The 14,397-nt window shown below is 41.0% G+C and carries 12 protein-coding genes; 10 read left to right on the forward strand and 2 right to left on the reverse strand.

Going from position 1 to position 14,397, the window contains the following annotated elements:
* The first annotated feature begins 413 nt into the window (after positions 1-413).
* A complete protein-coding gene (locus K7887_RS06265) occupies positions 414-1,136 on the forward strand; it encodes an EcsC family protein (protein ID WP_399209323.1) in 723 nt (240 codons plus the stop codon).
* Positions 1,137-1,188: 52 nt separating this feature from the next.
* Here K7887_RS06265 and K7887_RS06270 read toward each other — a convergent pair whose 3' ends face one another.
* Positions 1,189-2,394: a M20 family metallopeptidase gene (locus K7887_RS06270; RefSeq protein ID WP_317849239.1), complete on the reverse strand. Its 1,206-nt coding sequence runs from the start codon at positions 2,392-2,394 to the stop codon at positions 1,189-1,191.
* Between the two features lie 145 nt (positions 2,395-2,539).
* Here K7887_RS06270 and K7887_RS06275 point away from each other — a divergent pair, with 145 nt between their 5' ends.
* The 4 genes from K7887_RS06275 (at position 2,540) to K7887_RS06290 (ending at position 5,878) form a co-directional block, all read left to right on the forward strand.
* Positions 2,540-3,217, forward strand: a complete 678-nt coding sequence (locus K7887_RS06275; RefSeq protein WP_223492686.1) for a phosphatase PAP2 family protein — start codon at positions 2,540-2,542, stop codon at positions 3,215-3,217.
* Between the two features lie 164 nt (positions 3,218-3,381).
* Entirely contained in the window at positions 3,382-4,179 is a 798-nt protein-coding gene (gene liaF, locus K7887_RS06280) for a cell wall-active antibiotics response protein LiaF (RefSeq protein ID WP_223492687.1), read from the forward strand.
* Positions 4,157-5,233 (forward strand): sensor histidine kinase, encoded by a 1,077-nt coding sequence (locus tag K7887_RS06285; RefSeq protein WP_223492688.1) that lies wholly within the window; start codon positions 4,157-4,159, stop codon positions 5,231-5,233. Before liaF ends, K7887_RS06285 begins: the two co-directional genes overlap by 23 nt.
* On the forward strand, positions 5,234-5,878 hold the full coding sequence (locus K7887_RS06290) for a response regulator transcription factor (RefSeq protein WP_223492689.1): 645 nt from the start codon (positions 5,234-5,236) through the stop codon (positions 5,876-5,878). It begins immediately after the preceding gene.
* A 57-nt stretch (positions 5,879-5,935) separates the two neighbouring features.
* On the opposite strand, the gene K7887_RS06295 is transcribed toward K7887_RS06290, so the two are convergent.
* A complete protein-coding gene (locus K7887_RS06295; protein ID WP_223492690.1) occupies positions 5,936-6,451 on the reverse strand; it encodes an antibiotic biosynthesis monooxygenase family protein in 516 nt (171 codons plus the stop codon).
* 207 nt (positions 6,452-6,658) lie between these two features.
* Between K7887_RS06295 and K7887_RS06300 the strand changes: the two genes are divergently transcribed.
* From K7887_RS06300 to hemY, 5 genes are all read left to right on the forward strand, one after another.
* Entirely contained in the window at positions 6,659-8,809 is a 2,151-nt protein-coding gene (locus K7887_RS06300) for a transglycosylase domain-containing protein (RefSeq protein WP_399209672.1), read from the forward strand.
* Positions 8,810-9,015: 206 nt separating this feature from the next.
* The gene (locus K7887_RS06305) at positions 9,016-10,668 is read left to right on the forward strand and encodes an ATP-binding protein (RefSeq protein ID WP_223492692.1); all 1,653 of its coding nucleotides are present in this window, start codon (positions 9,016-9,018) and stop codon (positions 10,666-10,668) included.
* A gap of 124 nt (positions 10,669-10,792) precedes the next feature.
* A complete protein-coding gene (hemE, locus tag K7887_RS06310) occupies positions 10,793-11,833 on the forward strand; it encodes a uroporphyrinogen decarboxylase (protein ID WP_223492693.1) in 1,041 nt (346 codons plus the stop codon).
* A gap of 39 nt (positions 11,834-11,872) precedes the next feature.
* The gene (gene hemH, locus K7887_RS06315) at positions 11,873-12,814 is read left to right on the forward strand and encodes a ferrochelatase (protein ID WP_223492694.1); all 942 of its coding nucleotides are present in this window, start codon (positions 11,873-11,875) and stop codon (positions 12,812-12,814) included.
* Between the two features lie 25 nt (positions 12,815-12,839).
* Positions 12,840-14,270 (forward strand): protoporphyrinogen oxidase, encoded by a 1,431-nt coding sequence (gene hemY, locus K7887_RS06320; protein WP_223492695.1) that lies wholly within the window; start codon positions 12,840-12,842, stop codon positions 14,268-14,270.
* The last annotated feature ends 127 nt before the right edge of the window (positions 14,271-14,397 follow it).

Genomic DNA, 14,397 nt, shown 5'->3' on the forward strand with positions numbered 1-14,397 from the left:
TCCTCAGGCTTCGCCTTCCGGGGTCTCACCTGTCCCTTCCTCCCGCGGGCGTCTGCGCGCCTTCCACTCCAATCAACATGGGACTACTTTTCACCTAATGGGTTATAGGATTTAGGAGTCTTAAGCTTTAGTTTTCGGTTTAACGCAACAACTTTAGTCATGTATTTTCCAGCTGTGGATTGGAGCAAATGGCGGAGACTCCAGCGGGGGAGTAACGGTAGGTTGAGACCCCGCAACGAAGTGAGGAGGCTCAAGCACCGTCCCGCGGAAAGCGAAGCCATTTGCGGAAAGGAACAGCGACGGTAACACAGTAACTGAAATCGTTTCGCCCGTTTTTTCTTATTTTGTGAAACATATTTAACATATATCCCGTATATGAAGTTAAGGATAGATAAAGGTGAGGAGTGTTTCCTTTGTATGAAGAAAAGGTAATGGATGAAACTAGAAGGTGGAAGATGCAGGTTGCGAAGAAATCCACAATGTTTCAGCGATTTTCTAAGGGTGCCCAAAATAAGGTGAATGCCGTCATACCAGAGAAAGTCCATACCATCATTACAGAGAGCATTAAAAAGATGGTTCAAGGGACACTTGTTGGGAGTAATATGACAACAAAGATGAACGAAGGACATGTTGTCATGACATTAGAAGAAAAGGAAAAATGGATAGAAGAGAAACTAAATGTATATAAAAAGACAGCCGCAGTGGAGGGGGCTGGGACAGGTGCTGGAGGAATCCTCCTTGGTCTTGCGGATTTTCCTTTGCTCTTGTCGATTAAAATGAAATTTCTTTTTGAAGTGGCTGCCATCTACGGTTTTAATACGAAGAATTATGAAGAGAGAGTTTTTGTTTTATACATTTTTCAGTTGGCCTTCTCAAGTGATTCGAGGCGAAAAGAAGTGTTGAGGTATATAGAAAATTGGGAAGAGCACAAAGAGGAAGCGAAGGAACTTGATTGGAAGGCATTTCAACAAGAATACAGAGACCACATCGATTTAATCAAAATGCTGCAAATGATTCCTGGGTTTGGAGCGGTAGTTGGGGCATATGCAAACTACAACTTTCTGGATCAGTTGGGGACGACTGCGAAAAACTGCTATCGGTTAAGAATGTTTAAAGAAAAAGGCATCAACATATGAAAACCGTCAGGCTCTAACTTGAGCCTGACGGTTTTTAGGGTTTCTCAACCACTTATTGATGAGTAGGGACGAGCTTTTCTTTCTCATGTTGATGATACAGTACAGTGGCAGCACCGAGTGTTTTAGCGGCAATGAGTAGTGACTTTTCGTTAATATCAAATTTAGGATGGTGGTGAGGATATGCCACTTCCAAGCCTTCTGGTTTTGCGCCTGTAAAGAAGAAAGTCCCCTTCACATGTCTTAGATAATACGAATAGTCTTCTCCGCCCATATGTGGTGGTGTTTCTTCCAACGTTTCCACCTCTTTTACACCAGAAGCGACGTTAACAAGATATTCTGTCTCGTCTTTATGGTTGACAACGGCAGGGTACCCTCTGTGGAAATTATATTCGTAGGTAGATCCGTTCAGTGCACATGTAGAAGATGCGACAACGTCTATTTCGGCTTCAATCATATCGCGTACATCATCATTGAATGTTCGCACAGTTCCTTCTAAATAAGCGGAATCGGCAATGATATTGAAAGCATTTTCTGCAACAAACGTTCCGACCGAGATCACTGCAGGGTCAACAGGGTTTACACGTCTGCTTACTATCTGTTGAAGATTGAGGACCAATTGAGAAGCGGTGACCACGGCATCTTTTGTTTTGTGCGGTTGTGCACCGTGGCCGCCGGATCCTTGGACTTTGATCGAGAAGCGGTCGGCTGCAGCCATCACAGGGCCTACCCGGTATTGAATTTTACCAACTTCCGTACCAGCCCATAAGTGGGTGCCGAATATGACATCGACTCCTTCTAAGCAACCGTCGTTGATCATGGCGACTGCTCCACCTGGTGCATATTCCTCTGCATGTTGATGAATCAGGACAACATTTCCTTCAAGGTCCTCTTTTAGTTCGTTTAAACATTTTGCGAGTACTAGTAATGTTGCGGTGTGACCGTCATGTCCACAAGCATGCATAACTCCCGGAACTTTTGATTTATATGCCACTTCTTTTTCATCCTGAATTGGAAGTGCGTCGAAATCGGCACGCAGGGCAACTGTTTTTCCTGGTTTCGCTCCGGCAATTTTGGCAACAATGCCATTTCCGCCAACGTTTGTTTGGTGAGCGATTCCTAGATTTTCATAAAATTCGGCTATGTAAGCGGCCGTATGGAATTCTTTAAAAGATAATTCAGGGAATTGGTGCAAATAGCGTCTAATCTCAACCATTTCATCGTAACGACTTTCTAGAAGTTCATTCAGCTTATCTAACAAGTGCCTCTCCCCATTTCTGAAATTAATTATCAATGCTTTTATTTAATATAGTATTCTATATGACTATTCGAAAAATTAATAGTCATAACTTTCATAAATTTAGTAAAATAGTAATTGGAAGTTGTTATAAGAGGAGACGTGAAATATGGAAGCAGAATTAGGAAAGAAGCTGGTCAAAGAAAAACAAAGTAGTAAATGGAGAAGGTTGATCCTATTTATATTATGTGGTGCCTTTTTTATATGGTCCTTTCAACAAATAATGAATGAACATGCAATTGGTTTTGATGAATCCATTCGCAGCATGGTAAATGGATGGGAAGCAGAGGCACTGATTAGTTTTTTTCACTTGTTTACGATGCTTGGGGATAAAACCGGAGTCATTATCATCATGTTACTATCCATCATGCTGATTTGGTGGAAACAAAGGGATTACGCAGCGATGGGAGTAATCGTTGGAGGCGTGATAATCGTCAATGAACTTAACAAATGGCTGAAAGGCTTCACAGGGCGCGAAAGACCGATGACAGGTCCAGGAGCGGAAAGTCTCAGTTTTCCAAGTGGACATGCGATGGTTGGGTTGTTTTTCTATGGCTTATTATTATATTTTGCATTAGCATATACAAAACAAAGTGGAATGCGTTTCTTTATTGCGATATTTGGGGTAATCTTTATCGCGCTTCTCGGTACAAGCCGAGTGTTTTTAAATTACCATTATCCTTCTGATGTTTTTGCAGGATATGCAGCAGGCTACATATGTTTGATTTTAGGAGTATTATTATATGAATGGATTCAATCGTTACGTCAAAGGAAGAAAGCAATGTAGCTGTGGCTCATTGCTTTTTTATCTTCATTTCAGTCTTCAGACGGACAAAGAAACTGGCTGTGGATAGGGGATTTTCAATAAGTGAAAACGTAAAATAGAAATATATTAGAGGGTTTAATCTAAACTGTGTCAAATATACAAGAAGGGGGGCTTTCGGAAATCAGATGAAAACATTTAATCAAAAAATCATGGCAATTGTCTTTGTTTTTATAGGAATAATGTTGTTGCTTGTCAATATTGGTGTCATTTCCTTGGAAATAAAAGAGTATTTTGTCACCTATTATCCAGTGCTAATTGTACTTTTCGGGTTGAAATTATTAGTAGATACTTTATTTTTTCATAAACGAGCGCTTTTCATAAGTTTATTTCTATTAGCTTTTGGAGGGTTGTTGTTAGTTGACCGTGTCGGCTATATCGATTTTCAGTTTCATATGTTCTGGAAATTGTGGCCGCTTTTAATTGTTTATTTTGGTATGAAATTGTTCGTAAATAAGCGTCCGGTCAAAATTCGGTTTACAAAGGAAAATGAGGAGTTTAATGATGTATTCGACACCTATGACGAGTCCGATGAAGATGGTAATTGGAAAGGAAATAGTACAAAACGTGTAATAACAATCGGCGATATGAAAATGAATAAGCAAAATTGGGCAGTAGAGCCATTGTCTGTTTGGAATGTAGTAGGCGATTATTATTTTGACTTTAGTAAGGCTTATATACCAGACAAAGAAACATGTATCCAAATCAAGGGAGTTGTCGCGGATTTAAAAATGCTTGTTCCGGAAGATCTGCCAATTAAAGTGTCCGCTAAAGTAAAGATCGGGCACTTGAATATATTGGGAAACACCTCAGAAGGAAAAGGGAACAAACTTTACTATGAATCCGAAAATTACAATGAAGCTTCTAGAAAGCTCAATATTGTGCTGGATATGAAAATAGGGGATGTTAGAATTGATCGGGTCTAATAAGGGGAGAAAAATTGAGAGTTTACGATTTTGGTATATCCGTTCTTTTATGGTTGTATCGGTTGTATCTGCGTTCCTTTTTTTCCTGTTTCTCCAGGTTGTTCTGCTTTTCTACCCGGATGGCTTAATCGTCAATGTTCAATGGAGTATGTTGTTGACGGTTGTGGCGTTCGTAATTTTAGCCATCACAAGTTTATATTTTGGCTATAAGCAAAGCGGATATATGAAAAAAAGAGTGGAGGATATTTCCACATACATTGCGACGTTGGGTAGAGGGAAATTTTCTGAAAGAATAGCAGTTGGTCAAAAAGATGAATTGGGTAGATTAGCAGAGGATATCAATCAGCTTGCCATTAAAATTCAAAACCAAGTGAGATCACTGCAAAAGCTGGCTGAAGAAAAGAATGAATTGGCAATCAAAGCCCATAATGCCGCAACAATTGAAGAGAGGCAACGTCTGGCAAGGGAGCTTCACGACTCGGTAAGTCAGCAGCTGTTCGCTTTAAGCATTATGTCTTCGGCTTCTATTCGAATGTTTGACTCCTATCCGCAAGAGGCCAAAAAGCAATTAACAGATATCGCAACCATCGCTGCCCAAGCTCAAGGAGAAATGAGAGCCTTGCTTCTTCATTTAAGGCCGGTCTCTTTGACAAATGATACGCTGTGCGTGGGGATTAACAAATTATTGGAAGAGTTAGAAGATCGAACTCCCATTACGTTTCAAAAAGATATTCAAGAAATTACAGTTCTTTCTAGTGCGACAGAAGATCATCTTTTCCGAATTATCCAAGAGGCGATATCCAATATTTTGAGACATGCTGATGCCACAATCGTTAAGTTGGACATGCATCAAAAGGGAAATCAGTATGTATACATATTTATTAGTGACAACGGTAAAGGATTTGAAATAAATCACCAAAAACAAGCTTCCTTTGGTCTTCATACGATGCGGGAGCGTTGTGAAGAAATAGGGGGACAGTTCCATATCCGATCTAAAGAAGGGGAAGGAACACATATTGAAATCAATATCCCGATACGAGAGGGGGAAAACTAGATGGATAGAATTAGAGTAGGGGTAGTCGATGATCATGATATGGTGCGAAAAGGATTATTGGCCTACTTAATAACGGAACCCGGGATAGAAATCGTCGGGGAGGGTTCTAGCGGACAGGCAGCCATCGAACTTGCTAGAAAAGAAAAGCCTGATGTTATCTTGATGGACTTATTGATGGAAAATGGTACAGGGATTGAAGCTACCAGGGAAATCATCAAATTTCATCCTTCCTGTAAAATCATTATTATCACTAGCTACTTTGATGATGAACAAGTCTTTCCAGCCATTGAAGCTGGAGCGTATAGTTATCTGTTGAAGACGGCAAGGGCGGAAGATATTATTAAAGCGATTGAGAAAGCTGTACAAAATGAGCCTGTCATTGAACCAAAGGTTGCAAGTAAGATGATGAATAGATTCCGGTCGCCATCCAAATTGCCACATGATGATTTAACAGACCGGGAACTAGAAGTTCTTATGTGCCTTGGGGACGGTTTGACAAATCAGGAAATCAGTGAGGAACTATTTATTGGAATCAAGACGGTGAAAACACATGTTAGCAATATATTAAGTAAGCTGCAGGTTGCTGACAGAACGCAAGCGGCAATCTATGCAAATAGACATGGAGTGCTCCGTGAGAAAAAATGAAGCAAACGAAAACCCGCTCTTCGTGAAGGGCGGGTTTTGTTGTGCTATAGTTTTAGCTTAGTCCTGTTCCGTTTTCTCTGCATAGTAAGTTGTTACATAGGAAGGGCGGGGGAAAATCTGTTGTTTCTGATCGACGCCTTCTGAAGTGCCGCGCTTTTCATGTGCTTTATCGTAAGCTTTGGATTCTTGCCATTGCTTGAAGTATTTCACGTCTTCCCATAACGTTAAAATAACATAAGTATCAGAATCTACTGGCCTAAGTACGCGGATTGCTGCAAATCCAGGTTCCTTTTCAATCAATCCTGCTCTTTGGCTGAAACGATATTCAAAAACAGGACGACCTTCATCTGTTACTGGAATGTTATTCAAAACGGCAAACTTCCCTTGTGACAGATCCCCATTGGAATCAAGTACTTCAAAATTCTTCCCTGATTTGAAGCTGGACTGCTCAAGCGTTTCGTGCATAAGAACCGCATTATCCTCCCCAAACATCAACAGACTTTCTCCATTTTCCAAATTGTTTCTTAGATCGGTTAAATAATCGGTGGTACCGAATGTCATATAAAAATTCATCTTCTATCTCTCCTTTATGTTTAATATCGACATAATAATTACAAAATAAGGGAAACCCGAGAAAAAATATGTAGAATAAGGTAGAATATAGGGTGGATAACCTTTCAATTTCACCTTACTAGATGATTATTCCCGGTACATAGGAGGAGGTAAACCACTTTGGAAAGATTTAAGAGAAATAAATTATCCCAAATGAAGCTACCAAACATCAAAGCAATCTTGTCAAAAAAGTACTTCCTTTTTCCATTTATTTTAGCATGTATTGCTTCTATAGGACTAATAGGTTATATCTTTATCATTTTATTAGGAGACTATGTCATTGATGAAAAGAAATTGATTATGGATTCTACGACAACCATGGTGGATGAAAACGGAAATGAGATAGCCTCGCTTTTTTTTGAAAACAGGGAAATTGTAGAGATAAACAAAATCCCAACCCATGTCAGAGAGGCATTTGTGGCAGTGGAGGACAACCGCTTTTATGAACATAGAGGTATTGATGTTCGAGCCATTGGAAGAGCGGTCTACCGTGATATTCTGGCAAGAAGCAAGGTGGAGGGGGGAAGCACCCTCACTCAGCAGCTGGCTAAAAACATTTTCTTGACCAATGAAAAATCTTGGCTTCGAAAAACGAAAGAAGCTGTAATAGCCATAAACCTTGAACGTAGGTACACAAAGAATGAAATCTTGGAAATGTATTTGAATCAAATATATTTTGGGCATGGTGCATATGGCGTCCAAGCGGCATCACAGCTTTATTTTAATAAGAATGTTGAAGACTTGACGGTAGAGCAAGGGGCTTTGTTGGCGGCTCTTCCAAAGGCACCTAACGGATACTCTCCCATTAACCATCCAGAGGAAGCGAAAAAAAGAAGAGATCTTGTCTTGCACCTTATGGAAGACCAAGGCTATATAGAGGCGGAAGAAGCTGTCGGGTTAATGGGGAAAACATTGGGCCTGGATATTGTAGAATCGCCAGAAAAACAGGCTTATTTAACGTATATCGATATGGTGATGGAAGAAGCAGAGGAGAAATATGGCTTTACTCCGGAGGAATTGCATAGAGGTGGGTATAAAATATTGGTTCCGATGAATGTTGCTGCTCAGGATGCTGCATTTCAACGTTTTCAGGACAATCAATATTTCCCTGGCACCAATGAAAACGTAGAAGGTGCGTTTGTCATGATGGATCAGCATAACGGTGGCGTAATGGCTGTTATCGGGGGCCGAAACTATGTGACCAAGGGGATCAACCGGGTCAATATTAGAAGACAACCTGGTTCTACCTTTAAACCTCTGGCTGTCTATGCTCCAGCATTAGAAGAAGGCAAATATGAGCCGTACAGCCTTCTGAAAGATGAGTTGCTATCCTATAAAGATGGACAGGAAGTTTATAAACCAAGAAACTACCATCATCAATATAAAAATGAAGTTACCATGTATGAAGCTATTAAAGATTCTTTGAATGCTCCAGCTGTTTGGGCATTAAATGAATTAGGAATCAAAAAAAGCAAAAGCTATCTGGAAAAATTAGACCTTGCTATACCTGATAACGGGCTGGCTATTGCACTTGGAGGGTTGAAAGAAGGGGTTACCCCTTTAGAGCTAACAAAAGCTTATCGATCCTTTGGCAATAACGGGAAGATTGTGGAACCTTATTTTATTCAGGAAATCAGGACAAGAAAAGGCGAAGTTATCGCCAAGGCCAAGAAAGCCGAAAAGAAAGTATTCAGTCCTCAAACAGCGTGGAATATGACACGTATGCTTGAAGGAGTGGTTCAGGACGGTTCGGCACAAGCAGGAGAGCTTCAAGGGGAGCTTGCCGGCAAGACTGGCACTACAAACTATCCCGGGGTAGATAATGCCATCAAGGATACTTGGTTTGTCGGATACACTCAAGATGTGATCGGAACCGTGTGGATGGGCTATGATACCACCACTCCAGAGCAGCATCTAACAGCAGGAGGGGCTTATCCTACAAGATTGTTGAAAGATATATTACGAGATGCCGGGCTTGATAATGGAGCGTTTTCCGTTCCTGTCGGAGTAACGGACTTGGAGAACCCAATCACTATGCCGGAAAGCATCCAACTGAAGGGGTCGATGACATTTCATCCTTTGAGCTTGTTTACGGTCGACTTGGAATGGAGTGAAGCGGAAGATGACCGGATAGTCTATAGGATCTATTCCGTTTCCGGTGACAAAGAGAGCCTGATTGGAGAAGTATCAGGAGACCATCAATACTCCGTTAAGAATATCAACATATTTAACGTGCCGGAATATTACGTCATTCCATACAACACCCAAACCAAAAAAGAAGGAAACCCATCCAAAACCCTAAAACCGACCTTTAGATAAGGTGGATATTTATAGCTGTTGATTGGAGCAAAAGGCGAAGACTCCTGAGGGAGATAGCGCTAGGTGGAGACACAACAGGCGAAGCCGAGGAGGCTCCAGCAGCGCCCCTAGGAAAGCGAAGCCTTTTGCGGAAATCAACAGCGGTGTATTACACAAACATATAGATAGAAAATAATTGAAATGTACTGTTTGAGGAGAAGCGGGAGATGAATGTACAAGTAGGAGCAACATTAGCACGATATGCAACAAACATTAAAGAAGCCTGGATAAATGAAAGAAGGTTAAACCTTGAGCAGACACATATCATTCATCAGAAAAACAAGCTGATGCTGGTCGTCTTTGTTACACTGCTCATCCTAGACCTTTTAACAAACCTTTTTATTTTCCCGGAGATACTTCCAGCCATCTTGCTTACTGCAGGCTTGGGATGTGCCCTGGTAGCTTTCTTTGTTCTGCGTCCTAAGCTTGCCAAGGTAGGGATGTATGTCATTGTATGTACATCTTTTATTCCCTTTTGGGTGGTTGCCTATCTCGATAAAGACGTGATCAATTTTTATTTTTTATCAATGCCTTTAATTATGTCTTCTTTATATAATCGTATTTTGCCCATATTAATTGCTAGTTTCTTGACCTGTATTACTCTGTCATTTTTTTATATCGACTATAGCAAAATTGTATTTTCCAATCATTTAAAAGTGGATGTATTATATTTCATTCTGTTTTCCATTTTCGTCACGATCTTCCTCCTCTTTTCAAGCAGGCTCACAGGAAGCCTTTTAGAAAGGGCAGAGAAAAAAGAGAAGCAAACCTCTCTAGAACTTTTGTCTACGAAAGAATATCTAGAAGCTTACTTCAATAATACGACGGACTCGATTGGAGTATATGACCTTAACGGTACAATATTAAAGGTAAATGCTTCTTTTGAAAAAATGTTTAAGGTGGATGGAAAAGACATCCTTGGTATGGAAACAAGCTTTCTTTCCTTCACATCTGCAAATTCATTACGGGTTTTTCTCAGTAAGTTAAAAAAGCAAAAGCAACTTTCCTTTGAATTACTAACGGCTACAAAGGAAGGAAATCATGTAGACCTCAACATCACGGTTACTCCTGTAAAGAACAGCGAGGGAGTCATCATAGCGCTTGTGTTTCTCATGAAGGATATTACCGACAAAAAGAGAACGGAAGAGGCACTCATGCAGTCAGAAAAGCTTTCTGTCATAGGAGAGCTTGCAGCGGGAGTAGCCCATGAAATCAGAAATCCAGTCACCGTCTTAAAAGGATTCGTTCATCTTCTTTCACAGGAAAGTAGAGAGAAAGAATTCTTCACCATCATGGATAAGGAATTAGAACGAATCAATCAAATTACAAATGAATTTATGGCGCTTGCAAAACCACAAGCTATCAAAATTAAAAGGCAGAATTTAAAAGAGCTCATACAAGAGGTCTGTGTCTTTCTTGAAAGTGAAGCTTTTATCCATCAAGTTGTCATAGAGGTTGTTCACTTTGAAGATTACATATGGTTGGAATGTGAACCAAACCAAATCAAGCAAGTGCTAATTAACTTAATAAAAAATGGCATGGAAGCAATGCCAGACGGCGGGAAGATAACCATTCATACTCAAGTGGTGGACGGTTGTGTGAACCTTGTGATAAAGGACGAAGGGTATGGAATTCCAGAAGAGGTGATCAATAAGGTGGGACAACCTTTCTTTACAACGAAAGAACAGGGCACAGGTCTCGGTCTCATGGTTTCCATGAAGATTATTGAAAACCACGGTGGTCAGTTAACGATACAGAGTGAGGAGAAGATAGGATCGACAGTGGAGATCTTGCTACCACATTTGGAGGTGGGGGAATAATCGTCTATTTTATGAACAATAAGCCCTCATTCTATACTTTCCTTACATTTATAGGTATAGTGTAACATGACAGAAGTGTAACGAAATAAAAGTAGAAAAAAGTCATTCGGAAGGGGTCATCATTTTGAGTCAAACAACATTTAACGATACATTTTTACGAGCATGTAGAGGAGAGAAGACAGAACATGTCCCATTATGGTATATGAGACAGGCTGGACGTTCTCAACCGGAATACAGAAAAATTAAAGAAAAGTATTCTCTATTTGAAATTACCCATCAACCTGAGCTCTGTGCATATGTGACAAAGCTTCCTGTTGATCAGTATAACGTGGATGCAGCCATTCTTTATAAGGACATCATGAGTCCCCTTCCTGCAATTGGTGTAGATGTGGAGATAAAATCCGGAATTGGACCTGTCATAGATAACCCGATCCGTTCTATGCAAGATGTTGAAAAGCTAGGGGAAATTCACCCTGAACAGGACGTTCCATATGTACTGGATACAATCAAACTATTAACAAAAGAACAATTGAATGTTCCGTTAATCGGTTTTGCAGGGGCACCTTTTACACTTGCTTCCTACATGATCGAAGGCGGCCCATCTAAAAACTATAATAAAACAAAAGCATTCATGTATGCAGAACCGAAAGCTTGGTTTGCATTAATGGATAAACTAGCTGATATGACCATCACTTATGTGCGCTCTCAAATCCATGCCGGTGCAAAAGCAATTCAAATTTTTGATAGCTGGGTAGGAGCATTGAATGTAGAAGACTACCGTTATTTCATTAAACCGGTAATGAATCGCATCTTCTCTTCTTTAAAAGAAGAAAATGTACCTTTGATTATGTTTGGTGTTGGTGCAAGCCACTTAGCAAACGAATGGCACGACCTTCCGCTTGACGTTGTCGGCCTTGACTGGCGCTTGCCAATCTCAGAAGCAAGAGAACGTGGAATCACAAAACCTGTTCAAGGTAACTTAGATCCTGCTATTCTTTTAGCACCATGGGAAGTTATCGAAGAGAAAGCAAAAGCAATACTTGACCAAGGAATGCAACAACCGGGCTACATCTTCAACCTTGGCCACGGAGTATTCCCGCAAGTAAACCCAGACACACTAAAACGTTTAGCAACATTCGTACATGACTATTCTTCTAATAAATAGAAATATAAAAAGAAAATAGACCAGAAAAGAGGTAACTATATGTCCAAAAAAACAATGGGCTTGTTGGTAATGGCATACGGTACACCATATAAAGAAGAAGACCTAGAAAGATACTACACACACATCCGTCGCGGCAGAAAGCCATCTGACGAAATGCTGCAGGACCTGCGCGACAGATATGACGCAATTGGAGGAATCTCTCCACTGGCACGCATCACAGAACAACAAGCAAACGCCTTAGGCGATCACCTGAACAATATTCAAGACGACATCGAGTTTAAAGTGTACCATGGCTTAAAACATATCGAACCATTCGTAGAAGATGCAGTTCAGCAAATGAAAGCAGATGGAATTAAAGAAGCGGTAAGTATCGTACTTGCTCCTCACTTCTCGACTTTCAGCGTTAAATCATACAACGGACGAGCACAAGAAGAAGCAGAAAAAATCGGTGGCCCATCCATCGTTTCTGTTGAAAGCTGGTATGACGAGCCGAAATTTATCCAGTACTGGGTAGATAGAGTGCAAGAAACGTTTGGATCAATGGATGAAAGTGAACGTGAAAAAGCAGTACTGATTGTTTCAGCACACAGTCTTCCAGAAAAGATCATTCAAATGGGAGACCCATATCCAAACCAACTTCAAGAAACTGCAGACCTGATTGCAAAGGGTGCAGGAATCAATAACTACGAAATTGCATGGCAAAGTGAAGGGAACACACCAGACCCATGGTTAGGGCCGGATGTTCAAGATATCACCCGTGACCTTCATAAAGACAAAGGATATACGTCCTTCGTTTACACTCCGGTAGGTTTTGTATCTGATCACTTGGAAGTTTTATATGACAATGACTACGAGTGTAAGATTGTAACAGATGAAATCGGTGCAAAATACTACCGCCCGGAAATGCCGAATACACAACCAGAATTTATTGATGCGATGGCTACCGTCGTATTGGAAGAATTAAAGAAAGTATCTCAGTAAATCTAGAAAAGAAGGCGATGAAACCATGAACGAGGAGAAAAAAAGGGTTGTCATCATCGGTGGAGGCATTACTGGCCTAGCTGCCGCCTATTATCTTCAAAAGGAAAAAAAAGAGAAAAACCTTGATATAGAGATCACCCTGATTGAAGCAAGCAATCGACTTGGAGGAAAGATCCAAACAGTCCAACGTGATGGGTTCACCATTGAACGTGGTCCAGATAGCTTCCTTGCTAGAAAGCTAAGTGCAGGAAGATTGGTAAAAGAAGCAGGTCTTGAAGATCAATTAGTTCATAATTCAACTGGTCAGGCCTACATCCTGCTAAAAGGACAACTGCATCCGATGCCAGAAGGAGCTGTAATGGGTATTCCTACAAAACTGTCACCATTTGTTACGACGGGATTATTTTCCCCGATCGGTAAAATGCGTGCAGCAGCGGACCTTATCCTTCCTGCTTCAAACAATGGCGGTGAAGACCAGTCTCTAGGTTCTTTCTTCCGCAGAAGACTCGGGGATGAAGTGGTGGAAAACTTAATTGAACCGTTGTTATCCGGCATTTATGCCGGTGACATCGATAAACTAAGCCTTCAAGCTACTTTCCCGCAATTTCAGCAAGTGGAAGAAAAATACCGCAGCTTAATACTCGGGATGAAACAGACAACTCCCAAACAAAAGCCTGCACCAGCCCAGAAGAAAAAAGGCATGTTCCAGACATTACGCGGTGGGCTTCAAACGCTTGTAGATGCTCTGGAAGAAAAGCTAGATCAAGTAACCATCTTAAAAGCTGTGAAAGTTGACTCTATTAAGAAAACAGCGGACCAGTATTCTCTATCTTTAAGTAATGGGAAAACCGTCCACTGTGATAATGTCATCATTTCAACTCCTCATCATGCTACAGCTGGCCTGATTCCTGAAGCGGACTATCTTGCTCCACTGCAACAGATGTCCTCTACATCTGTTGCGACCATTGCGATGGCTTTTGATGAATCAGCACTTAAACAAGACATTGACGGTACTGGATTTGTCGTGTCGAGAAACAATGATTATACGATTACAGCTTGTACTTGGACCCATAAAAAGTGGCCGCATACAACACCAAAAGGGAAAGTAATCCTACGCTGTTATGTTGGTAGAGTGGGAGAGGAAGCAATCGTTGATCAGAGTGATGAGGAAATAAAGAAAGTCGTACTGGATGACCTTAACAAAATCATGGAGGTCGGTGCGGAGCCTGAGTTTACGATTGTCACCCGTTGGAGAGAAGCAATGCCACAATATGCTGTCGGACATAAAAAGATGCTACAAGAGATGAATGACCGTCTATCAGAAGAGATGCCGGGAGTATATCTTGCTGGAAGTTCTTTTGAAGGGGTCGGACTGCCTGACTGCATCGATTCTGGTGAAGCGGCAGTTCAAGCGGTGTTAAATAGCATAAAAAATAAACCTGTTGCTCAGGTATAAAAAAACGGTTCAGTCGCGGATAAAGCGACTGAACTGTTTTTTTTTGAAAGTATGTAATACAGTTGATTTCCGTTCCAGGCGCTTCGCTTGCCTGCGGGCGGTCCGTGAGCCTCCTCAGGCTTCGCCT

The sequence above is a fragment of the Sutcliffiella horikoshii genome, assembly GCF_019931755.1.
In the GTDB taxonomy this organism is placed as follows: Bacteria; Bacillota; Bacilli; order Bacillales; family Bacillaceae_I; genus Sutcliffiella_A; species Sutcliffiella_A horikoshii_E.

Bases quoted from the DNA above. Each gene is read 5' to 3' on its own strand.
- K7887_RS06275 (WP_223492686.1), top strand. From the start codon at position 2,540: ATGGAAGCAGAATTAGGAAAGAAGCTGGTCAAAGAAAAACAAAGTAGT.
- liaF (WP_223492687.1), top strand. From the start codon at position 3,382: ATGAAAACATTTAATCAAAAAATCATGGCAATTGTCTTTGTTTTTATA.
- K7887_RS06285 (WP_223492688.1), top strand. From the start codon at position 4,157: ATGTTAGAATTGATCGGGTCTAATAAGGGGAGAAAAATTGAGAGTTTA.
- K7887_RS06290 (WP_223492689.1), top strand. From the start codon at position 5,234: ATGGATAGAATTAGAGTAGGGGTAGTCGATGATCATGATATGGTGCGA.
- K7887_RS06295 (WP_223492690.1), bottom strand. From the start codon at position 6,451: ATGAATTTTTATATGACATTCGGTACCACCGATTATTTAACCGATCTA.
- K7887_RS06305 (WP_223492692.1), top strand. From the start codon at position 9,016: ATGAATGTACAAGTAGGAGCAACATTAGCACGATATGCAACAAACATT.
- hemH (WP_223492694.1), top strand. From the start codon at position 11,873: ATGTCCAAAAAAACAATGGGCTTGTTGGTAATGGCATACGGTACACCA.
- hemY (WP_223492695.1), top strand. From the start codon at position 12,840: ATGAACGAGGAGAAAAAAAGGGTTGTCATCATCGGTGGAGGCATTACT.